The sequence below is a fragment of the Pseudomonas sp. NPDC088429 genome (genome assembly GCF_044753305.1).
Classification (GTDB): Bacteria; Pseudomonadota; Gammaproteobacteria; order Pseudomonadales; family Pseudomonadaceae; genus Aquipseudomonas; species Aquipseudomonas rustica.
This window is the reverse complement of record NZ_JBIVMX010000074.1, coordinates 1-22521: the sequence shown is the minus strand read 5'-3', so window position 1 is coordinate 22521 and position 22521 is coordinate 1. Positions and strand designations below refer to the sequence as shown.

The following is a 22521-nucleotide window of genomic DNA, read 5'->3' as shown; positions in this document are numbered from 1 at the left end:
TTCTCGGCGCCGGTGAAGGCTGGGCCAAGTCGGCACTGTTCAACAGCCGTGCCCGCGATGCGTTCCAGGGTTTCTTCGAGCGTAACGACAGCTTCACCCTCGGCGTATGCAACGGTTGCCAGATGATGTCCAACCTGCACGAGCTGATCCCGGGCAGCGAGTTCTGGCCGCACTTCGTGCGCAACCGCTCCGAGCAGTTCGAAGCGCGCGTGGCGATGGTGCAGATCCAGGAGTCGAACTCGATCTTCCTGCAGGGCATGGCCGGTTCGCGTATGCCGATCGCCATTGCTCACGGTGAAGGTCACGCCGAGTTCTCCAGCGAAGAAGCACTGCTGGAAGCCGATCTGTCGGGTTGCGTGGCGATGCGTTTCGTCGACAACCATGGCAAGGTCACCGAGAAGTATCCGGCTAACCCGAACGGTTCGCCGCGCGGGATTACTGGTCTCACCAGCCGTGATGGCCGTGTGACGATCATGATGCCGCACCCGGAGCGTGTGTTCCGTGCCGTGCAGAACTCGTGGCGTTCGGAGGACTGGAACGAGGACGCACCTTGGATGCGTATGTTCCGTAATGCACGCGTCTGGGTTAACTAAGGCCTGTGTATAAGCTGGCGTTTTTTGTTCCTGACAGTCATGTCGAGGTGGTCAAAGGGGCTGTGTTCGCTGCCGGTGGTGGGCGGATCGGTGACTATGACCACTGTGCCTGGCAGGTGCTTGGTCTGGGCCAGTTTCGACCTTTGGACGGGAGTCAGCCGTTTATTGGCGAGGCGGGGCAGGTTGAGCGGGTTGAGGAATGGAAGGTTGAGCTGGTGGTGGTGGATGAGTTGATTGTTGCTGTTGTGGCTGCATTGAAGCTTAGTCATCCCTACGAGACGCCGGCTTATGAGGTGTGGCGGCTGGAAGATTTCTGATCTTCCTTGCTGCTGAAACAAGAAACCCGCAGATGAGTGATTGTCTGCGGGTTTTTTGTTGCCTGCGATCTGCTTTTCTGTAGGAGTGAGCCTGCTCGCGATGGCGCCCTGACAGGCGACCATGCTCTGTCTGGCTGAGTGAATATCCGTTTCTTCGGGCGTTGCGGCTGACGGTTCCGCCCTTACGGCGGGTCACTTTTGACAAACGCCTCAAAAGTAACCAAAAAGGCTTGCCCCAACGTTCGGCCCGCTCGCTAAAGCTCGGGGTTCCTTCGCTCCGGGATCCATCCGGGCGCATCGCCTCCGGTTTGCTTCGCTGCACCTCCTCTCGATGCATTTGGCTGCGCCAAACGGTCGCTGCGCTCCCACCCCCGGATAAATCCCTCCACTCAGCCTGCCGACGGGGCCGGTGTATCAAGATCAAGAGCTGCAGCCGAGCTTGCGCTCATCCTGTTGAGTGGTGAGGAGCGCGGCGCGTTCGGCTTCTGTCCTTGTAGGAGCTGCCGCAGGCTGCGATCTTTTGATCTTGCTGTCGTAGGAGCTGAGCTTGCTCGCGAAGGCGTACTGCCAGCCGACCTGTTTCTTTCAGGTGTACCCAATCCAACTGTAGGAGTGAGCCTGCTCGCGATAACAACCTCACAGCAACCAATCCCCCGCAGATGTACTCAATCCCTGTGGGAGCCTGGCTTGCCAGCGATGGCGGCCTGACACCCAACCAATTTCTGTCTGAATACATCAGGTCAAAACTGTGGGAGCCAGCCTGCTGGCGATGGGGTCAGTCCAATCACCAAAGAATCTGAGTCTGTTTGGGTTTGTGTAGAAATAGCAGAACCTTCCCACAAGGTTTTCAGGTTGTCCGTCGGACGCCCGCTCTCTAGTCTTTGCCTGTCGTTGCCAATTCAGCGACCGGGAGGTGAGATACCCGATTTGGATCCCCAGACAAGTGCCCCCATAATTGCGGCCAGCTAACGCTGTCAGCAATTCCTTATGGCGGCTATGTGCGGGCGGACTTCGGTCCGGCCGGTTTTGGGGTTCTATCGGTGATCTCACTCCGTACATGGCTGCCACCTCTTCTTCGAGTGAGATCGGGAGCAAGTGGCTGCAAACTTAAAGGACTTGTTCGATGGACAAACTGATCCCAGATCCACCCCCCGAAACCATCACCCCACTCGAAGCCGCCATCCACGCCGAAGACCTCGCCAAAAACCGCGAAGCCATCAAACGCGCCCTCGATTTCTACCTCAGCCCCGAACCCGCCAAACCCCGACAACCGAGCACCATGTTCCTCGTCCACCCCAGCGTCGACACCGAAAGCCTGCTCGCCCACGCTTGTGAATCGTTGGCCTCAGCGAACGCCATGGCCAGCAACTTCGCAACCGAGCTAGGCGGCTTGCAACGCAGCACGGCTCTGGCCATTCAGCAAATCATCATGCTCGCCGAACTCGCAGTAAACCGCGCACTGGATCGAGTCGATCCACAAACCTGACGACCGCGTCATCGTTTATCGCCAGCAGGTTTGCTCCCACAAGGAGAACAATGCGCAACCTGTGGGAGGCTGGCTTGCCAGCGATGACGGCCTGATGGCCGAACTGATTCTTCGGATTGATAGCTTCCCTGTAGGAGCTGTCGAGTGAAACGAGGCTGCGATCTTTTGCTCTTGCTTATGATTGTAAAAAGCAAAATCAAAAGATCGCAGCCTGCGGCAGCTCCTACAGGGGTGATGTGTGGGGTCAGACTTTGGCGCTGACCTCGCTGCGGTTGACCAGCGCTTCCAACGCCCCACTCAAACTCGCCGCCTTATCCCCCACCAGCAAATGCCAGACCCCGCCATCCAACTGGCTGACACCGTGACACCCCAGATCCTTCAGCTGCGCCTCGGACAACGCCTTGCCATCCGCCAATTGCAGGCGAATCCGTGTCATCGCAATGCAATCCAGTTGCAGCACATTGTCGCCACCGCCCAACGCGTTCAGCCATTGCTGCGCCTCGGAACCGGCAACGGCTACAACTTTCGGCTCATCAACAACAGCGGTTTCAACCAAAACAGCACGCCCCAATGCAGGCATCGCCAGACGAATCTCATCGGCAATGCTGTCCGCCATCGGCCCGACCACAACCTGCAAACTCCCACCTTTACCCGGTCGCACAACCGCCATCGCACCCAGCGCTTTCAGATCAGCATCCGAAGCCTTGTTGCGATCAACCATCTCCAGTCGCAACCGCGTGGTGCAGGCGCCAACCGTCAGCAGATTTTCAGCACCACCCAAAGCCCTGATGTAAGCACTGGCGCGTTCGTTCTCAGTCAGTACGGCTTTTTCACTAACGGCCACATCCTCACGCCCCGGCGTTTTCAGATTGAAGCGACGAATGCAGAAGTCGAAGACGAAGTAGTAGATCACCGCGTAAGCCAACCCAACCGGGAACACCAGCCAACCATTGGTGGACTTGCCCCAGCCGAGAATCATGTCGATAAAACCGCCGGAAAACGTGAATCCCAAGTGAATGTTCAGCGCGTTGGTAATCGCCATCGACAACCCGGTCAGCAACGCATGCAGCAGATACAACAGCGGTGCCAGGAACATAAAGGCGAATTCAATCGGTTCAGTCACCCCGGTCAAAAACGAGGTCAGCGCCATTGAAAGAAAGATCCCGCCCATCACCTTGCGGCGTTCCGGCAGGGCGTTGCGGTACATCGCCAGGCACGCCGCCGGCAGGCCGAAGATCATCATCGGGAACATGCCGGTCATGAACTGGCCGCCCTTCGGATCGCCGGCGAAGTAGCGCGACAGGTCGCCGGTTACCAATGCGCCGGTAGTCGGGTCGGTGAAGTTGCCGAATACAAACCACGCCATGTTGTTGAGGATGTGGTGCAGGCCGGTGACGATCAGCAGGCGGTTGAACACGCCAAACACGAACGCGCCGATGCTGCCGCTTTCCATCATCAAGGCGCCGAAAGCGTTGATGCCGTGCTGGATCGGCGGCCAGATGTAGCCGAACACCACGCCCAGACCGACCGCTGCGAACCCGGTGACAATCGGCACAAACCGTCGCCCACCGAAGAACGCCAGATACTCCGGCAGCTTGATGTCCTTGAAACGGTTGTACAGCGCGCCAGCCATCAGGCCGGCGACGATGCCGGCGAGCATGCCCATGTTGATGGTCGAGTCGAGCACCTTCAGCGTGGAGATCATCACCAGGTAACCGATCACCCCGGCGAGGCCGGCGGTGCCGTTGTTGTCCTTGGCGAAACCGACGGCGATGCCGATGGCGAAGATCATTGCCAGGTTGGCGAAGATCACTTGGCCGGCATCGTGGATGATCGCGATGTTCAGCAGGTCAGTGTCACCCAGACGCAGGAGCAGGCCGGCAATCGGCAGGATCGCGATGGGCAGCATCAGCGCGCGGCCGAGGCGTTGCAGGCCTTCGATAAAGAGTTGGTACATGGCGTTTGTCCTTGTTGTTTTTGTTAGCGCAGTGGCCAATGTTGATGACAGGCGTGGCGCACGGCGGCGGCGCTGCTCAACTTGAGCAGGTCGCGACTGAGGCGCTGGCATTCGGCTTCGTGCACCTGGCGCACGCGATCCTTGATTTCACCGATCTGCACCGGGCTGACCGACAATTCGGTAACGCCCAGACCGATCAACACTGGCGTGGCCAGCGGATCAGAGGCGAGGGCGCCGCAGACGCCGACCCAACGCTTGTGCACCGCCGCGCCTTCGCAGGTCATGGCGATCAGGCGCAGCAGCGCCGGGTGCAGGGCGTCGACACGGGCGGCCAGACCGGCGTGATCGCGATCCATGGCCAGGGTGTATTGCGACAAATCGTTGGTGCCGATGGAGAGAAAGTCGGCGTGTTCAGCGAGTTGTTCGGCTTGCAGCGCGGCGGCGGGGACTTCGATCATTACCCCGATTTCCGGACGCTGAGCGATGTTCATCTCCAGGCACAACGCATCAACGCGCTGGCGGATGTGCAGCAGTTCGTCGACTTCGGTAACCATTGGCAACAGGATTCGGCAGCGACGCAGCGGGCTGACTTGCAGCAGCGCGCGCAGTTGCTGATCGAGGATTTCCGGGCGGGCCTGAGCCAGACGAATGCCGCGCAGACCGAGCACCGGGTTGGCTTCGATCGGCAGCGGCAGGTAATCGAGTTGCTTGTCGCCGCCGACGTCGATGGTGCGGATGATGACTGACTTATCGCCCATCGCATCGATCACAGCTTGGTAGGCGCTGCGCTGTTCTTCGACATCCGGCGCGGTCTGGCGGTCGACGAAGAGAAACTCTGTGCGCAGCAGACCGACACCATCGGCGCCGTTGGCAAAGGCATCTGCCGCTTCACCGCTGGAGGCGACGTTGGCGACGACTTCAATGTGCACGCCATTTCGCGTTTCGGCGGGTAAGTGAGCCTTGGCTTGCTGAGCATCGCGAAGTTGCTGGCGATCGATTTGCGCCTGCTGAACTTCAGCCAAACGCTCAGCGTTTGGCGTCAGTTCCAGACGTCCACCGTCAGCATCGAGCACCACCGATTGACCTTGCGGCTGATCAAGCAATGCCGAACCCAACGCCACCATGCATGGCAAACCTTTGCCGCGAGCGAGAATCGCCACGTGCGAAGTCGCGCCACCTTCGGCCATACACAAACCGGCGACACCTTGCGCGCTGAGCTGCAGCAGATCCGAAGGCGTCAGTTCATGTGCCGCAACAATGGCACCGGCGGGCACGTCGTAATTCCACGCTTCGCCGAGCAACGCACGTAGCACGCGTTGTTTAAGGTCGCGCAGATCGTTGGCGCGCTCAGCCAGCAGCGCGCTGCCGGTGTGCTGCAGGACTTCGCACTGCACATCGATCGACTGGCTCCAGGCGTGAGTCGCCGCAGTGCCTTGTTCGATGGATTGCTGTGCCGCGTCGAGCAGCGCCGGGTCTTCCAGCAACGCCAAATGCGCGGCGAAGATCGCTTCTTCATCGGCATTCTTGTGCTTCTTCGCTTGGGCGAGGGTGCCGTCGATTTCGCTGCTGACCTGTTGCAGTGCAGCTTCAAGCACTTGCTGTTGCTGCAGCGGATCGTGATTGCCCGCGTCCACCGGCAAACTGATCGCGTTCAAGCGAAACAGCGGCCCACCGACGAATCCCGGCGCAGCGCAAACGCCGTGCAACACGCCAGCCTCGGCCGGGCGTTTAAGAGGGGCAACACTGACCGGTACCGCCGCGTGATGATCATCCGGCAATGCCGTGGCCAACGCCGTGAGCAACGCTTGCAGCGCCGCCTCAGCATCCGGCCCCTGACAGCTGACCTGCACTTCGTCCTGCTCGCCAACCGCCAGGCCCATCAAACCGATCAGGCTGTTGCACGGCGCCGATTTACCGGCGAAGTGCAGTTGCGACTGGCTTTTGAAACCTTGCGCGGTCTGCCGAATCAGCGCTGCCGGGCGCGCATGCAAACCGCCGCGATGAGCCACCAACACATGACCCTGAACCTCTGGCCCACCGACGACTTCGGCGCTCGCTGCCGAACCATTACGCGCCACAATGTGCAGCAACGGTTCGCCGACTTTCACCGCTTTAAGCGTGATCGGGCGTACTTGGAAATCCTGGCTGTTGGTCAGGATCAACAGGCTGACGAGGCTTTTGCATTGCTGGCCGACCTTGTCGAGGTCGTAGCGCAACAACGGCTGACCCTTGGTTACGCGAACACCTTCCTTGACCAGCATTGAGAAACCTTCGCCGTTCAACTCCACGGTGTCGAGGCCCAGATGCAGGAGGATTTCCGCGCCGTTGTCGGCACGCACGGTGAGTGCGTGGCCGGTGCGCGCGACGTGGATGATCACCCCGGCGCACGGCGAGTACAGCGTGTCGTTGATCGGGTCGATGGCGATGCCGTCGCCCATGGCGCCGCTGGCGAACACCGCGTCCGGGACTTTGGCGAGCGTGAGCACCGGGCCGCTGAGCGGGGCGCTGAGGGTCAGCTCTTTATTGTTGTTGTGCATGGCTCGGTCTCATCGGTTAAATCTCGGTTCGATATCCCCTGTAGGAGCTGCCGCAGGCTGCGATCTTTTGATCTTGTTTTTTGTGAATCAAAATCAAAAGATCGCAGCCTTCGGCAGCTCCTACAGAGGTTGTGCATCAATCGGCGGTTTAGCGTCCGCCGATAGAGTTGTGCATCAGTCGGCGGTTTTGCGTCCGCCGATAGGGTTGTGCATCGATCGGCGTTTTAGCGTCCGCCGATAGGGTTATGCATCGATCAACGGGTGTCAGTGCGTGCGGGTTACTTTGCTCAGGTGGCGCGGCTGATCCGGATCCATGCCACGGGCCACGGCCAAACCTGCCGCCATCACGTAAAAACTCTGGATCGCCAGAATCGGATCGAGCGCCGGGTGTTCGGCGCGGGTCAGTGTCAGGTCGCGTTCGCTCACGTCATCCGGCGCGGCCAGCAACACGCGAGCGCCGCGTTGGCGCATTTCTGCCGCAAGGCTCAACAGGCCAGCCTGTTCAGCACCGCGTGGGGCGAAAACCAGCAGCGGATAGTGTTCGTCGATCAGCGCCATCGGGCCGTGACGGACTTCGGCGCTGCTGAACGCTTCGGCCTGAATCGCCGAGGTTTCCTTGAATTTCAAAGCCGCTTCTTGAGCGATGGCAAAACCGGCACCACGGCCAATCACCATCAAACGCTCGCAATCGCGCAACGCTTCGATGGCCACGCTCCAGTCCTGTTTTGCCGCTTCGCGCAGGCCTTCAGGCAGGGCGTTACCGGCCTCGAGCAATTCGCTGTCCTCTTTCCAGTGCGCGATCAACCGGGCGCTGGCGCTGAGGGTGGCGATAAAACTCTTGGTCGCGGCGACGCTGCTTTCAGTCCCGGCGAGCAGTGGCACGCTGAACTCACACGCAGCTTCCAGTGGCGAATCGGCGGCGTTGACCATCGACACGCTCAGCGCGCCACGCTTGCGCAGCAGACGCAAGCTGTTGACCAGATCCGGGCTCTGCCCCGATTGCGAAAACGCGAACGCGACCTGACCGCTGACCTTCAACGGCGCTTGCTGCATGGTCACCACTGACATCGGCAACGACGCTACCGGCACGCCCAATTGCTGCATGGTCAGGTAGGCGAAGTAGCTCGCCGCGTGGTCGGAGCTGCCACGCGCAACGGTCATCGCCACTTGCGGCGGCTGACGGCGCAGGCGTCCGGCGATCTCGATCATTTGCGGGTCGAGCTGTTGCAGTTGGGCTTGCACGGCCTCGAAGGAGGACAGCGCCTCCTCAAGCTTTTTTGAAGTCAATGTCTTCTCCTTCGACCATGACGGCGGTCAGTGTGAGTGAGCGATCGAGCCGCACGCAGTCGGCCCAGGCACCTGGTGCAAGGCGCCCGCGTTCGGTGATGCCGAGGTAGTCGGCGGGGAATTGCGACAGACGCTGCGAGGCTTCGGCGATCGGCAAACCGATCTTCACCAGGTTGCGCAGGGCCTGATCCATGGTCAGCGTGCTGCCGGCCAAGGTGCCGTCGGGCAGGCGCACGCCGCCCAGGCATTTGGTCACGGTGTGGCTGCCGAGCTTGTACTCACCGTCGGGCATGCCGGCGGCAGCGGTCGAATCGGTGACGCAATACAGGCACGGGATCGAGCGCAGGGCTACACGAATGGCGCCGGGATGCACGTGGAGCAAATCCGGAATCAGTTCGGCGAATTTGGCGTGGGCCAGTGCCGCGCCAACGATGCCCGGCTCGCGGTGATGCAACGGGCTCATGGCGTTGTAGAGGTGAGTGAAACTGGTCGCGCCAGCCTCCATTGCAGCAACGCCTTCCTCGTAACTGCCGAGGGTGTGGCCGATCTGCATGCGCACGCCACGGCTGCTCAGTTCGCGGATCAACGCGTCGTGGCCGGCGATTTCCGGGGCGATGGTGATCACGCGGATCGGCGCCAGTGCCAGATATTCTTCGACTTCGGCCATCAACGCGGTGTGGGCGAAGTTCGGTTGCGCACCAAGTTTGCCGGGATTGATGTACGGGCCTTCGAGGTGGACGCCGAGAACGCGGGCGGCACCTTTCGGACGCTGTTCGCAGAACTCTCCTACTTCCTTCAACACGCTGGAGATCTCAGCGCTCGGCGCAGTCATGGTGGTGGCCAGCAGCGAGGTGGTGCCGAAACGAACGTGGGTTTTGGTGATGGTCTCGAAAGCGCTGGCGCCTTCCATGATGTCTTTGCCGCCGCCGCCATGCACGTGCAGGTCGATGAAGCCCGGCAGCAGATACGGCAGGTCATTGGTTGCCGGATCGCAAGGTACGCCTTCGATCGACACGACTTTGCCGTGTTCGTGGATCAGCCGGCCGCGAATCCAGCCGCTGGCGGTGAGGATGTTGTCTTCGGACATTTTGGTTCTCGCTTGTGGCTGCGCTTAACGGCGAAGCTCTGCAACAAAGTCGTAGTAGTCGTTGCGGCAATAGGTGTCGGTGACTTCGATCGGCGTGTTGTCTTCGAGGTAGCCGACCCGGGTCATCAGCAGCATGGCGGTGCCGGGGGCGATGCCGACCAGCGCGGCGAATTCGTCCGAGGCGTTGATCGCCTGAATGTGCTGCAAGGCGCGGACGATCGGTTTGCCGATGCCGTCGAGGTATTCGTAGAGCGAATCGCCGACCAGTTGCGGCTTGGGCATGATCGAGGCGGGCAGGGTGCTCATCTCGATGGCCATGACCGTGTCATCGGCTTTGCGCAGACGTTTCATGCGCGCGACCTTGTCGTTCGGCGACAGGCTGAGGCGGATCAGTTCTTCGTGGGTCGGCAGGGTGATTTCACGCTCCAGCCATTTCGAACTGGGTACGAAACCTTTCAAGCGCAGCATCTCGCTGAAACCGGACAGGCGCGACAGCGGTTGTTCGAGGCGTGGGGTGATGAAGGTGCCGGAACCTTGCAGGCGGCGGATCAGGCCTTGATCGAGGAGGACTTCGAGGGCTTTGCGCGCGGTGACGCGGGAAATACCGAGCAACTCGCTGAGGTTGCGCTCGGACGGCATCGCCTGTTCGGCTTTCCACTGACCGGCATGAATCGCCGATTCCAGATTGCGCGCCAGTTGCAGGTACAACGGCGTCGCTTGTTGGTCGTCAGGGCGCAAGGCCTGGAGGTCGTTCATGTCGGTGTCCGGTGCGGGTATTGGAGTGGTTGTCGCCCGTGAATGCAGCGAAAATTAATACCACTTGAATACCATGTCAACGTGGTGACAGGGCCGGAAACCCTTGTGGATCGAGGATTTAGAGGGTGGTGGTTCTAAGTGGTATTAGGGGTGGAGATATAAAAGCAAAAGATCGCAGCCTGCGGCAGCTCCTACACGTTGAAGTGGTATCACCTCTGTAGGAGCTGGCGCAGGCTGCGATCTTTTGATTTATTTTTTTTGCCGACCGATGGTTGTACGAAATCCAGGTTTGGCACCGGTTGCGAATCGTAAGGGACGAGCTCGTCACATAAGCATAAGCACTAGATTCGTTTTAGTGTTCATGATGTCCATGTGGTATCCCACGTCCCTTGGAACTCGGTCTATTCCCGAGTAACGCTGGATGTGTGAATAAAACTGCCATTTGCAAGTCTTTCGAATTGGCTTTTACCAAGCCTGAACAGTATGCCGCCACTGAAAAGCAGATCGCCATCATTCGCGAAAGTTGAAAGTTGTTCACGGGTAAAGAACTGGGAGAATTCAAAAATATGCTGTTCGTTTTTTTTGTCACTGCTGTTATCAGTGACATATAAACTATAGCTTATTGCGACGTGATAGCTGTCAAGGCTAACTTCGATATATTTTTTTTCCGTAATTCTGTATGTTTGGCCGGCTGCTTTGTAAGTGTCATCGACCCGTACGAGCTCTGCAAATCGCCGTGAGTCTACAGTGCCAAGTGGAAACGGGCTCGCCTTCTCTTGATTTTTATCAAGTTCTTTATTCATGATCAGAAGTTCCTTACGTACTTTGGAAAGATCATCCTACGCAGGAAGCCAGAACGTGATAACTGTAATATCTGACAGGTTTTTATAACGTTTTAGAATGAGCTTGATGGTTTACTGTTATTACCTGCGATAAGCCCGGAATTCTAGTTGTGAACTTATACAGCTGGGTTATCCAATCCTTCCGCTTAACACTCAATAGAATCCTGGGTTGTCGCGAGACATCAATACCTATCAAAGTTTTATCTCACGTTCGCCGGGTGGCCTATGGGCGGATTTCTACCATCGTGCCATCCGGCACCAGGCTCCACACTTCGCGCATATCCACATTGCGCATGGCGACGCAGCCGTCGGTCCAGTCCAGCGTGTGGAACAGGTCTTCCGGGGTTTCTTCGGAATCCGGTGTGCCGTGGATCATGATCATGCCGCCAGGCTCGACGCCTTCACGCCGGGCGCGGGCCGAGTCGCTGATGTTCGGGTAGGAAATGTGCATCGACAGGTTGAATTTGTCGCTGGTCTTGCGCCAGTCGATCCAATAAAAACCTTCCGGTGTGCGCTTGTCGCCTTCAATCAGTTTCGGACCTTTTTTCGCGCCCTTGCCCAGGGAGATGCGATAGGTCTTCAGCGGCTTGCCGTCGGCGATCAACTGCAGCTGATGCGCCGATTTGAGCACCAGGACTTTTTCGATAAGCGGGGTATTCGCCGGCGTCACGGTGGTCACGAAGGACGCTTGGGAGACGGTAACGAACGACAGGCAGAACAGGGCAAGCAACCAGCGCATTGAAACGATTCCCCAAGGAGTGACGCAGATAAGTGTTGTGTAGGAGCTGCCGCAGGCTGCGATCTTTTGATCTTCTAACCGACAATCACCGGCTGCACCAACGGCGGAATCGATTCCGAACGAACCGGATACACCTCAACCCGCCGATCAGCGAAGAAGCATTCTAAGGTACGCCCCACCGTCCTGAAAGCCAGCTCGTCCCATGGAATGTCGGCTTCGTCGAATAGTTGCACTTCAAGGCTCTCGGGGCCGGCGGCAAAGTCCGGATCAACCAGCTCCGCGCGGAAGAACACATGCACCTGACTGATGTGTGGCACGTCGATCAGCGTATAGATGCTCAGGTTACGCACACGGGCGCAGGCTTCTTCGGCGGTTTCGCGGATAGCGGCCTGTTCGATGGTCTCACCGTTTTCCATGAACCCGGCAGGCAACGTCCAGTAACCGAGGCGCGGCTCGATGGCACGGCGGCACAAGAGCACTTTCGTGCCCCAGGTCGGCACGCAACCGGCAACGATATTGGGGTTTTGGTAGTGAATGGTCTGACAGCTGTCACAGACAAATCGCCGCCGCGAATCGCCTTCGGGAATGCGCTGGGTGACCGGGTTACCGCAGTGGCTGCAAAATTTCATGCTGGGCTTCCTGAATGCTGCGCCTATCTTGGCGTGCAGCGGTGTCGGTCGGCAAGTTGTCGTTTCGCGACATGGCGAGATTCGGGGGCTTGGGCGGCTGCAATGATTGGTGCATGATGCAGGGTAAGGCACCGATCGAGAACACTCATGCTGGACGAGCTACTGCATAGGGTAAGCAACCACACACCGCGCACGCTGGAGACTGACAAACGTTTCCCCGAGGCCGCCGTTCTGGTGCCGATCACCCGCAGTGACCAACCGGAACTGGTCCTGACCCTGCGCGCCAGCGGGCTCTCGACCCATGGCGGCGAAGTGGCTTTCCCCGGTGGACGCCGCGATCCGGAAGACCCGGATCTGATCTTCACCGCCCTGCGTGAGGCCGAAGAAGAGATCGGCCTGCCGCCAGGACTGGTCGAAGTCATCGGCCCGCTCAGCCCGCTGATTTCCCTGCACGGCATCAAGGTCACGCCTTATGTCGGCGTAATCCCCGATTTCGTCGAGTATCAGCCCAATGATGCCGAGATCGCTGCGGTGTTCAGCGTGCCGCTGGAATTCTTCCGCAAAGACCCCCGCGAACACACCCATCGCATCGACTATCAAGGTCGCAGTTGGTACGTGCCGAGCTATCGCTACGGCGATTTCAAGATCTGGGGCCTGACCGCCATCATGATCGTCGAGTTGATCAATCTGCTCTATGACGCCAAGATCAGTCTGCATACTCCGCCTAAAAGCTTTATTAACACCTAAGCCATCGTTCGAATGGCCATCACCGTGAGCCCTGAGGAAAACAAGATGAAATACCGCTTGGGCGACGCCCGTGTCGAGACCCACCCGCAGAGCTGGGTCGCCCCCAATGCCGTGCTGGTAGGCAAGGTCAAACTGGAAGAGGGCGCCAACGTCTGGTTCAACGCTGTGCTGCGTGGCGACAACGAACTGATCCTGATCGGCAAGAACAGCAACGTGCAGGACGGCACCGTGATGCACACCGACATGGGCTATCCGCTGACCATCGGCACCGGCGTGACCATTGGCCACAACGCCATGCTGCATGGCTGCACCGTTGGCGATTACAGCCTGATCGGTATCAACGCGGTGATTCTCAACGGCGCGAAGATCGGCAAGAACTGCATCATTGGCGCCAACTCGCTGATTGGTGAGGGCAAGGAAATTCCGGATGGTTCGCTGGTGATGGGCTCGCCGGGCAAGGTTGTGCGTGAGCTGACCGAGCCGCAGAAGAAGATGCTTGAGGCCAGCGCCGCGCACTATGTGCATAACTCCCAGCGTTATGCGCGTGATCTGGTTGAGCAGGAAGAATGAACACGCCAGAAAGACCGGTTGCCTCGCCATGCGTGAATATTTGTGCGCTGGATGAGGATGATATCTGCACTGGCTGCCAACGCACGGTTGAAGAGATTACCCGCTGGAGCCGCATGAACAATGACGAGCGCCGGGTGGTGCTGGGGTTGTGTCATGAACGGGCAAAGGCGAGTGGGTTGGTGTGGATGATCCCGTCGTCGAAGTCGTGATCGGCATGAGTATGCCCTCACCCTAGCCCTCTCCCAGAGGGAGAGGGGACTGACCGGGTTGTTTGGACGAGTCACGCCGACCTGAAAATACCGCGTCGAACTCAGGTCTTGAACATCATGAAGATCGGCTCCCTTTCCCCCTCGCCCCCTTGGGGGAGAGGGTTGGGGTGAGGGGGTGGCTCTTGATCTACCGCTCCAGTAATCTGTGCGCCAATCTGCCAGGTCGCCCCCATGATTTTCCTCATCGCCTACATCAGCAGCGTCGTGCTGATCAACTTCGCCTTCTCCACCGCGCCGCACCTGGACATCATCTGGTCGGCCTGGGGCGGTCTGGTGTTCGTGCTGCGCGACATGGTGCAAATCCGTTTCGGCCACGGGGCGATCGCGGCGATGCTTGCAGCGCTGGTGCTGTCTTACGTCACCTCCGACCCCTCCATCGCGCTGGCCAGCGCCACGGCGTTCGCGGTCTCCGAGATCATCGACTGGCTGGTGTTCAGCATCACCAAACGTCCGTTGCGCGACCGCTTGTGGATCAGCTCGGCGCTGAGCATTCCCCTCGATACCTTCATCTTTTTCGGCATGATCGACGCCATGACGCCACCGGTGATCATCACCGCACTGCTGTCGAAATTCGCCGGTGTAACCGTCGTCTGGCTGATCATGGCCTGGCGCGATCGCAAACAGGCCGTCGCCAGCTGAAGCCAAAGCCTCGGGTTCATGTAAAATGCCGCGCTTTCTCCCCATGGAAAGCGCGTCTGGCGTCGCTTTCCTCGATGATCCGCTGCTTTGAGGACCTGAGATGACCCGTATCGGAACTCCGTTGTCGCCAACCGCGACCCGCGTATTGCTGTGTGGCTGTGGTGAGTTGGGCAAGGAAGTGGTGATCGAGCTGCAACGCCTGGGCGTTGAAGTGATCGCCGTTGACCGCTACGCCAACGCGCCGGCCATGCAAGTCGCCCATCGCAGCCACGTGATCAACATGCTCGACGGCGCCGCCCTGCGCGCGGTGATCGAAGCCGAGAAGCCGCACTTCATCGTGCCGGAAATCGAAGCCATCGCCACCGCCACCCTGGTCGAACTGGAAGCCGAAGGCTTCACCGTGATCCCGACCGCGCGCGCTGCGCAACTGACCATGAACCGCGAAGGCATCCGTCGTCTGGCCGCTGAAGAGCTGGATCTGCCGACCTCGCCGTATCATTTTGCCGACACCTTCGAGGACTACAGCAAAGCCGTTGAAGACCTCGGTTTCCCATGCGTGGTCAAACCGGTGATGAGCTCGTCGGGCAAAGGCCAGAGCCTGCTGCGCAGCACCGATGACGTGCAGAAAGCCTGGGATTACGCGCAAGAGGGCGGTCGCGCCGGCAAAGGTCGGGTGATCATCGAAGGCTTTATCGATTTTGACTACGAAATCACTCTGCTGACCGTTCGCCACATCGGCGGCACCACGTTCTGCGCGCCGGTTGGTCACCGTCAGGAGAAGGGCGACTACCAGGAATCGTGGCAGCCACAAGCCATGAGCCCGATTGCCCTGGCTGAATCCGAGCGTGTTGCCAAAGCGGTTACCGAAGCGCTGGGTGGCCGTGGCCTGTTCGGCGTTGAGCTGTTCATCAAGGGTGATCAGGTGTGGTTCAGCGAAGTCTCGCCACGCCCGCACGACACCGGTCTGGTCACATTGATTTCCCAGGATCTGTCGCAGTTCGCGTTGCACGCTCGCGCGATTCTGGGCCTGCCGGTGCCGTTGATCCGTCAGTTCGGGCCTTCGGCTTCGGCGGTGATTCTGGTGGAAGGGCAGTCGACCCAGACAGCGTTCGCCAATCTGGGTGCGGCGTTGAGCGAGCCGGACACGGCGTTGCGTTTGTTCGGCAAGCCAGAAGTGAATGGCCAGCGCCGCATGGGCGTGGCGCTGGCGCGGGATGAGTCGATCGAGGCTGCGCGTGCCAAGGCGACCCGTGCTGCTCAGGCTGTTGTCGTAGAACTCTAAACCGGGTCGCGGCATTCGCGAGCAAGCTTTGCTCCTACATAAGGTCGCGTTGCGACGCTGATCTGTAGGAGCAAGGCTTGCCCGCGATGGCGGTCTGTCAGGCCACCCGATTCAAATCGTTATCCCGCGTCTCTTTCAGACACAGCACCGCAATCAAACTCAGCACCGCCGCCCCCGACACATACCCGCCGACATAGCTCAAACCACCCATCGCCACCAGTTTCTGCGCAAAGAACGGCGCCGCCGAGGCCCCGACGATCCCGCCCAGGTTATACGCCGCCGAAGCACCGGTATAACGCACGTGGGTCGGAAACAGCTCCGGCAACAGTGCGCCCATCGGTGCAAACGTCACGCCCATCAAAAACAGCTCGATGCACAGAAACAGCGCCACGCCCCAGGTCGAGCCTTGCGTCAGCAGTGGTTCCATCAAGAACCCGGACAGAATCGCCAGCAAGCCACCGATGATCAGCACCGGTTTGCGCCCATAACGATCGCTGGCCCAAGCCGACAATGGCGTCGCAGCCGCCATGAACAGTACGGCAAAGCACAGCAATCCCAAGAATGTCTCGCGGCTATAACCCAGCGTGGAAACCCCGTAGCTCAGGGAAAAAACCGTCGAGATATAGAACAGCGCATAGCACACGACCATCGCCGCCGCGCCCAACAAGGTCGGTGCCCAATACTGGCTGAACAGTTCAACCAGCGGCACTTTCACTCGTTCCTGACGCGCGATGGCATTGGCGAAGACCGGCGTTTCGTGAAGTTTCAGGCGCACATACAGGCCCACCATCACCAACACTGCACTGAGCAGGAACGGAATGCGCCAGCCCCAACTGCGGAATTGCTCGTCATCGAGGGTCATGGCCAAAGTCAGAAACAAGCCATTGGCCGCGAGAAAACCAATCGACGGGCCGAGTTGCGGAAACATACCGAACCACGCGCGTTTACCTTTCGGCGCGTTTTCCGTGGCGAGCAACGCAGCACCGCCCCATTCACCGCCCAATCCCAGGCCCTGACCAAAGCGCAGCACACACAACAGAATCGGCGCCCACGCGCCAATCGTGGCGTAACCCGGCAGCACGCCGATCAGCGTCGTACACACGCCCATCAATAGCAGAGATGCGACCAGCGTCGATTTACGCCCGATACGGTCACCGAAATGGCCGAACAGCGCCGAGCCCAACGGTCGGGCCAGAAAAGCGATGCCAAAAGTAAGAAACGCCGAAAGCATCTGCGCCGTGCCGGACGTCTGCGGAAAGAACACCGGCCCGATCACCAGCGCAGCCGCCGTGGCGTAAACATAGAAGTCGTAGAACTCGATCGCGGTGCCGATAAAACTCGCCGTCGCCACGCGGGTGGCGGAGTTGGTCGGTTGGGCAGGCGCGGTGTCGCTGAAAGCGGTACTGGTCGTCATGCGGTGATCCCTGACAGTCATGAGCTCCGTTGGAGCGAATTATTATGGTCGAACACCCAGGGATGTGGGATGAGGCGCGGTCGCTGTTTCAGGTAGGAACAGTCGCCGGAGTACAGCGGAAATGGCCGAAACCGGTCTGGTGCGGGGTAAGCACGCGGTTTGGCAACGCTTGGGTAAGCGGATTTGATTATAGGAAGGGGGCTAACAATCAAACAAGAGCAAAAGATCGCAGCCTTCGGCAGCTCCTACATTTGGGACATTTGGGGCATTTGGGACATTTGGGACATTTAGGGCATTTGGGACATTTGGAACATTTGGGGCATTTGGAACATTTGGAACATTTGGAACATTTGGAACATTTGGAACATTTGGAACGCATTCCAATGTAGGAGCTGCCGAAGGCTGCGATCTTTTGATCTTCTATCGGGCCGGCACCAAAGCAGGCACAGACGAGGTATGCCAGATCAACACCTTGCTCACCCGATTCTCCTCAGTCTCAAGAATCTCCAGTCGATAGCGCCCGATCTTCAAGCAAACCGCACTCTCGGGAATCGTCTCCAGCGCCTCAGTCACCAATCCGTTCAGCGTTTTCGGCCCATCACTCGGCAAATGCCAGCCCAGGCACTTGTTCAATTCGCGAATCGAAGCGGTGCCATCAATCACCATCCGCCCGTCAGTCTGTGGATGAATGTGCGGGTTCTCCAGACTGTGCTCGCTCTCGAATTCGCCGACGATCTCCTCAAGAATATCTTCCAGCGTCACAATGCCGAGCACTTCGCCGTACTCATCGACGACCATGCCCAGGCGCCGCTGCTGCTTGTGGAAGTTCAGTAGTTGCAGTTGCAGCGGCGTACTTTCCGGGACGAAATACGGCTCGTAACTCGCCGCCAACAACGCCTCTAGCGTCAGATCGCCGTTGTTCAGTAAATGACGTATCTGGCGGGTATTGAGCACCGCTTCAACCTGATTGATGTCGCTGTGGAACATCGGCAGGCGCGTGCGCTTGTTCTGGCGCAGTTGCTCGATGATCGCTTCAATCGAATCGTCGAGGTTGATGCCGTCGACGTCACTGCGCGGCACCAGAATGTCGTTGACGGTGATGTTGTCCAGCGCATGAATTCCCGAAACAGGGTGTGCGTGAACAGGATGCTCGGGGTCATCACGTCGATCGCTGGGCGCGTCGTCGTCGCTCTGCTGCACCACTTGCGGCTTGCGCGCGAACGGGCGGATCAGCAAAACGCTGACACGGCTGAACAGCCAGGCCAGTGGGTAAACAATCTTCAGCGGAACCGCCAACAACGAATTGCCGAAGGCCAGCACGGCATCCGGATAACGCTGGGCGAGGGTGCGTGGGAAATAATCAGCGAACACCAGCAACACCGCACCGGCACCCAGGCACGCTGCCCATGGGCCGTTTTCCTCGCAGAGGAAAATCGCCAGCAACGTCGCGATGATCACCGCGAGTGCTCGGCACAAGGTGTTGCAGAGGATCAGGCTGTCGAGCGGGAAGCTCAGCTTCGCCAGCGGTTTATCGCTGGCGCGCGAGGCGGTGCGTTGCGCGAGCAGATGCTGCTGCGCGATTTCGACGGCGGTAAACAGCCCTGACCATAAAATCAGCAGGACAAATACCGCGAGCATCGGCCCTATGGGCAAACCGTCCATTTATGCCGCCCGTCAGATGTGCAGGATGTATTCACGAACCAGTTTGCTGCCGAAATACGCCAACATCAGCAGGCAGAAACCGGCGAGAGTCCAGCGAATCGCCTTATGACCGCGCCAGCCGAGACGGTTGCGGCCCCACAGCAGCACGCTGAACACGATCCAGGCCAGACACGCCAGCAAGGTTTTGTGTACCAGATGCTGGGCAAACAGGTTCTCGACGAACAGCCAGCCGGAGATCAGCGACAGCGACAACAGCGTCCAGCCGGCCCAGAGGAAACCGAACAACAGGCTTTCCATGGTTTGCAGCGGCGGGAAGTTCTTGATCAGTCCGGACGGGTGTTTGTGCTTGAGCTGGTGATCTTGCACCAGCACCAGCAAGGCCTGGAACACCGCGATGGTGAACATGCCGTAGGCCAGCAGCGACAATAGAATGTGCGCGAGGATGCCCGGTTCTTCGTCGATGATCTGCACAGTGCCGGTCGGCGCGAACTGCGCCAGCAACACCGTGACCGCGCCGAGCGGGAACAGCAGCACCAGCAGGTTCTCCACCGGAATCCGTGAGCAGGCGATCAAGGTCAGGGCGATCACCGCCGCCGAGATCAGGCTGGAGGCGCTGAAAAAGTCCAGGCCCAGGCCAATCGGCGTCAGCAAATGCGTGAACAGGCTGGCGAACTGGGCCACCACGGCGAGCACGCCGAGGGAAACCAGCAGGCGCTTGTTCGCCTTGGCACCGGCGGCCAGACGCGTGCCTTGATAGAGAGTCGCAGCGGCGTATAGAAGGGCGGCGGCGAGGGTGGTCAGCAAACTGGGTGACAAGGGGAGCATAAATCCTGTTAGGCAAGCCCGAAAGGGGCTGAGTTTGGCATAGAACCGCCATGGCACGAAAGACTCAGGAAGCTGACGGCGAGGTGTCCGCCAGCCGCAGTCTTCGCTATAATCCGCGACCTGCCCACGCCGCAGGCTCGCCGAGCACATGTTGATTCCGGTCTGGGCCGCCATTATCCCGGTCTACACAGGGCCTGAAAGGATCGCGCAATGTTTGAAAACTTAACCGACCGTCTCTCGCAGACGCTGCGCCATGTCACCGGCAAGGCCAAGCTGACCGAAGACAATATCAAAGACACCCTGCGTGAAGTGCGCATGGCGTTGCTCGAAGCCGACGTCGCCCTGCCGGTGGTCAAGGACTTCGTCAATTCGGTCAAGGAGCGCGCTGTCGGCACCGAGGTGTCGCGCAGCCTGACGCCGGGCCACGCGTTCGTGAAGATCGTCCAGGCCGAACTCGAAAGCCTGATGGGCGCGGCCAACGAAGAGTTGAACCTGAGCGCCGTGCCGCCCGCCGTCATTCTGATGGCCGGTTTGCAGGGTGCCGGTAAAACCACCACCGCCGGCAAACTGGCGCGCTTCCTGAAAGAGCGCAAGAAGAAGTCGGTCATGGTCGTGTCGGCGGACGTTTATCGTCCTGCGGCGATCAAGCAGCTGGAAATGCTCGCCGGTGAAGTGGGTGTGACCTTCTTCCCGTCCGACCTGAGCCAGAAGCCGGTCGACATCGCGCAAGCTGCTATTAAAGAAGCAAAACTGAAATTCATCGACGTGGTGATCGTCGATACCGCCGGTCGTCTGCACATCGACGAAGAGATGATGGGCGAGATCAAGGCGCTGCACGCCGCGATCAACCCGGTCGAAACCCTGTTCGTGGTTGACGCCATGACCGGTCAGGATGCGGCCAACACGGCCAAGGCCTTCGGTGATGCGCTGCCACTGACCGGTGTGATCCTGACCAAGGTCGACGGTGACGCCCGTGGCGGTGCTGCGCTGTCGGTTCGCGCCATCACCGGCAAGCCTATCAAGTTCATCGGTATGGGCGAGAAGAGCGAAGCGCTCGATCCGTTCCACCCTGAGCGTATCGCCTCGCGCATTCTCGGCATGGGCGACGTGCTCAGCCTGATCGAACAGGCCGAAGCGACCCTCGACAAAGACAAGGCCGACAAACTGGCCAAGAAGCTGAAGAAGGGCAAGGGCTTCGACCTCGAAGACTTCCGCGATCAGCTGCAACAGATGAAAAACATGGGCGGCCTCGGCGGCCTCATGGACAAACTGCCGAGCATCGGCGGCGTCAACCTGTCGCAGATGGGCAATGCCCAGAACGCCGCAGAGAAACAATTCAAACAGATGGAAGCCATCATCAACTCCATGACCCCGGCCGAGCGCCGCGACCCTGAGCTGATCAGCGGTTCGCGCAAACGCCGTATCGCCATGGGTTCCGGTACTCAGGTGCAGGACATCGGTCGCTTGATCAAGCAGCACAAGCAGATGCAAAAGATGATGAAAAAATTCACCGCGAAAGGCGGAATGGCGAAAATGATGCGCGGCATGGGCGGAATGTTGCCCGGCGGCGGCATGCCGAAAATGTAAAGAATCCGCGCCGGTCGTCGCACCGGCGCAGACCCTGCAAGGACGCAGGATCAACAGCAAACCCGCACACGGCGGGAGCTGACCGGCCGTTTTTATCGACGGCTCTATATGCAGATCTGCACGGCATGCCATAGGCGCCGGAAAAAGTCATTTGCAAAAGTCCGGATATTCCTTAGAATATGCGGCCTTTCGGGCACCCATGCCCGCTGTGCATTTAGATTTGCAGCACCGACAACCCGAACGATGTGCACATGCTAACAATCCGTCTTGCCCTTGGCGGCTCCAAAAAGCGCCCGTTTTACCACCTGACCGTAACCGACTCGCGTAACCCGCGTGACGGCTCCCACAAAGAACAGGTTGGTTTCTTCAACCCTGTTGCCCGTGGTCAGGAAGTTCGTCTGTCCGTGAACCAAGAGCGCGTTGCCTACTGGCTGAGCGTTGGTGCACAGCCTTCTGAGCGTGTTGCTCAGTTGCTGAAGGACTCTGCAAAGGCTGCGGCCTGAGCAATATGAACGCGACGCCAGCTGTTGCTGATGATTTGATCGTTATCGGCAAAATTTATTCTGTTCATGGCGTTCGCGGCGAAGTGAAGGTTTATTCCTTTACTGATCCGACTGAAAACCTGTTGCAGTACAAAACCTGGACGCTCAAGCGCGAAGGCAATGTCAAACAGGTCGAGCTGGTCAGTGGACGCGGGAGCGATAAGTTCCTGGTCGCAAAGCTCAAGGGTCTTGATGATCGTGAAGAAGCTCGTCTTCTGGCCGGTTATGAGATCTGCGTGCCGCGCAACCTGTTCCCTGAATTGACCGACGGCGAGTACTACTGGTACCAGCTGGAAGGTCTGAAGGTCATCGATCAACTGGGGCAAATGCTCGGGAAAGTCGATCATCTTCTGGAAACCGGCGCCAATGATGTAATGGTAGTCAAGCCTTGCGCTGGCAGCCTGGATGATCGCGAACGCTTGCTGCCCTATACGGCGCAGTGTGTGTTGGCAGTCGATCTGGCAGCGGGCGAGATGAAGGTGGATTGGGATGCGGACTTCTAAGCGTGGCTAAATTGCGCGTAGAAGTGATCAGTTTGTTTCCCGAGATGTTTTCCGCCATCGGCGACTACGGCATCACCAGTCGAGCGGTCAAACAGGGGCTCTTGCAGCTGACCTGTTGGAACCCGCGGGATTACACGACGGATCGGCATCACACTGTGGACGATCGCCCGTTTGGCGGTTGTGATGGGATGTTGTTGTTGTTGTTTAAGATTGTTGTTGTTCTTGTTGATGTCTTTGGTGGAGGTTTGTTT

The 22521-nt window shown here is 59.0% G+C and carries 22 protein-coding genes and 1 pseudogene; 12 read left to right on the top strand and 11 right to left on the bottom strand.

The annotated features are described in order from the left end of the window. The 3 genes from ACIP66_RS25065 to ACIP66_RS25055 form a co-directional block, all read left to right on the top strand. Positions 1 to 593 (top strand): phosphoribosylformylglycinamidine synthase subunit PurQ (locus tag ACIP66_RS25065; RefSeq protein ID WP_400651690.1); only part of this gene is annotated, 593 nt, incomplete at its 5' end. Positions 594 to 598: 5 nt separating this feature from the next. Further along, complete coding sequence (locus ACIP66_RS25060) at positions 599 to 910, top strand: YqfO family protein (protein ID WP_159813860.1); 312 nt, start codon at positions 599 to 601, stop codon at positions 908 to 910. 1123 nt (positions 911 to 2033) lie between these two features. Continuing rightward, positions 2034 to 2396: a DUF6124 family protein gene (locus tag ACIP66_RS25055; RefSeq protein ID WP_129389562.1), complete on the top strand. Its 363-nt coding sequence runs from the start codon at positions 2034 to 2036 to the stop codon at positions 2394 to 2396. Positions 2397 to 2640: 244 nt separating this feature from the next. On the opposite strand, the gene nagE is transcribed toward ACIP66_RS25055, so the two are convergent. From nagE to ACIP66_RS25015, 8 genes are all read right to left on the bottom strand, one after another. After that, positions 2641 to 4353 carry an N-acetylglucosamine-specific PTS transporter subunit IIBC gene (nagE, locus tag ACIP66_RS25050; protein WP_400651686.1) on the bottom strand — a complete coding sequence of 571 codons (1713 nt, stop codon included), beginning with the start codon at positions 4351 to 4353 and terminating at the stop codon, positions 2641 to 2643. 23 nt (positions 4354 to 4376) lie between these two features. Continuing rightward, positions 4377 to 6890, bottom strand: coding sequence for a phosphoenolpyruvate--protein phosphotransferase (gene ptsP / locus ACIP66_RS25045; protein WP_400651684.1), 2514 nt, complete (start codon positions 6888 to 6890; stop codon positions 4377 to 4379). Between the two features lie 264 nt (positions 6891 to 7154). Beyond that, positions 7155 to 8177 (bottom strand): SIS domain-containing protein, encoded by a 1023-nt coding sequence (locus tag ACIP66_RS25040; protein WP_400651682.1) that lies wholly within the window; start codon positions 8175 to 8177, stop codon positions 7155 to 7157. Then, complete coding sequence (gene nagA, locus ACIP66_RS25035) at positions 8158 to 9264, bottom strand: N-acetylglucosamine-6-phosphate deacetylase (protein ID WP_400651679.1); 1107 nt, start codon at positions 9262 to 9264, stop codon at positions 8158 to 8160. The genes ACIP66_RS25040 and nagA overlap by 20 nt, the downstream gene beginning before the upstream one ends. Before the next feature lie 24 nt (positions 9265 to 9288). Next, complete coding sequence (locus ACIP66_RS25030) at positions 9289 to 10020, bottom strand: GntR family transcriptional regulator (protein WP_053117422.1); 732 nt, start codon at positions 10018 to 10020, stop codon at positions 9289 to 9291. Positions 10021 to 10421: 401 nt separating this feature from the next. Continuing rightward, the gene (locus ACIP66_RS25025; protein WP_400651677.1) at positions 10422 to 10823 is read right to left on the bottom strand and encodes a hypothetical protein; all 402 of its coding nucleotides are present in this window, start codon (positions 10821 to 10823) and stop codon (positions 10422 to 10424) included. Between the two features lie 262 nt (positions 10824 to 11085). Next, positions 11086 to 11601 (bottom strand): murein L,D-transpeptidase family protein, encoded by a 516-nt coding sequence (locus ACIP66_RS25020; RefSeq protein WP_160056083.1) that lies wholly within the window; start codon positions 11599 to 11601, stop codon positions 11086 to 11088. A 74-nt stretch (positions 11602 to 11675) separates the two neighbouring features. Beyond that, on the bottom strand, positions 11676 to 12230 hold the full coding sequence (locus ACIP66_RS25015; RefSeq protein WP_400651674.1) for an NUDIX hydrolase: 555 nt from the start codon (positions 12228 to 12230) through the stop codon (positions 11676 to 11678). Between the two features lie 147 nt (positions 12231 to 12377). On the opposite strand from ACIP66_RS25015, the gene ACIP66_RS25010 reads away from it, so the two are divergent. The 5 genes from ACIP66_RS25010 (at position 12378) to purT (ending at position 15737) form a co-directional block, all read left to right on the top strand. Further along, complete coding sequence (locus tag ACIP66_RS25010; protein WP_053117428.1) at positions 12378 to 12977, top strand: CoA pyrophosphatase; 600 nt, start codon at positions 12378 to 12380, stop codon at positions 12975 to 12977. Positions 12978 to 13022: 45 nt separating this feature from the next. Then, on the top strand, positions 13023 to 13547 hold the full coding sequence (locus ACIP66_RS25005) for a gamma carbonic anhydrase family protein (protein WP_007954617.1): 525 nt from the start codon (positions 13023 to 13025) through the stop codon (positions 13545 to 13547). Further along, entirely contained in the window at positions 13544 to 13756 is a 213-nt protein-coding gene (locus ACIP66_RS25000; protein ID WP_400651671.1) for a DUF1289 domain-containing protein, read from the top strand. Before ACIP66_RS25005 ends, ACIP66_RS25000 begins: the two co-directional genes overlap by 4 nt. Before the next feature lie 231 nt (positions 13757 to 13987). Then, positions 13988 to 14455: a VUT family protein gene (locus ACIP66_RS24995; protein WP_053117431.1), complete on the top strand. Its 468-nt coding sequence runs from the start codon at positions 13988 to 13990 to the stop codon at positions 14453 to 14455. A gap of 100 nt (positions 14456 to 14555) precedes the next feature. After that, positions 14556 to 15737, top strand: a complete 1182-nt coding sequence (gene purT, locus ACIP66_RS24990) for a formate-dependent phosphoribosylglycinamide formyltransferase (protein ID WP_007908992.1) — start codon at positions 14556 to 14558, stop codon at positions 15735 to 15737. A gap of 97 nt (positions 15738 to 15834) precedes the next feature. On the opposite strand, the gene ACIP66_RS24985 is transcribed toward purT, so the two are convergent. The 3 genes from ACIP66_RS24985 to ACIP66_RS24975 form a co-directional block, all read right to left on the bottom strand. After that, complete coding sequence (locus tag ACIP66_RS24985; RefSeq protein ID WP_400651666.1) at positions 15835 to 17151, bottom strand: MFS transporter; 1317 nt, start codon at positions 17149 to 17151, stop codon at positions 15835 to 15837. A gap of 420 nt (positions 17152 to 17571) precedes the next feature. After that, positions 17572 to 18813, bottom strand: coding sequence for a transporter associated domain-containing protein (locus tag ACIP66_RS24980; RefSeq protein ID WP_400651663.1), 1242 nt, complete (start codon positions 18811 to 18813; stop codon positions 17572 to 17574). 12 nt (positions 18814 to 18825) lie between these two features. Next, positions 18826 to 19638, bottom strand: coding sequence for an inner membrane protein YpjD (locus ACIP66_RS24975; RefSeq protein WP_159813843.1), 813 nt, complete (start codon positions 19636 to 19638; stop codon positions 18826 to 18828). A gap of 210 nt (positions 19639 to 19848) precedes the next feature. On the opposite strand from ACIP66_RS24975, the gene ffh reads away from it, so the two are divergent. The 4 genes and pseudogenes from ffh to ACIP66_RS24955 form a co-directional block, all read left to right on the top strand. Beyond that, positions 19849 to 21225, top strand: coding sequence for a signal recognition particle protein (gene ffh, locus ACIP66_RS24970; protein WP_400651660.1), 1377 nt, complete (start codon positions 19849 to 19851; stop codon positions 21223 to 21225). A 251-nt stretch (positions 21226 to 21476) separates the two neighbouring features. Beyond that, the gene (gene rpsP / locus ACIP66_RS24965; protein WP_045059142.1) at positions 21477 to 21728 is read left to right on the top strand and encodes a 30S ribosomal protein S16; all 252 of its coding nucleotides are present in this window, start codon (positions 21477 to 21479) and stop codon (positions 21726 to 21728) included. 5 nt (positions 21729 to 21733) lie between these two features. Beyond that, a complete protein-coding gene (gene rimM / locus ACIP66_RS24960) occupies positions 21734 to 22270 on the top strand; it encodes a ribosome maturation factor RimM (protein WP_007908985.1) in 537 nt (178 codons plus the stop codon). Positions 22271 to 22272: 2 nt separating this feature from the next. After that, positions 22273 to 22521, top strand: a pseudogene (locus ACIP66_RS24955) (tRNA (guanosine(37)-N1)-methyltransferase TrmD); the annotation flags it as partial.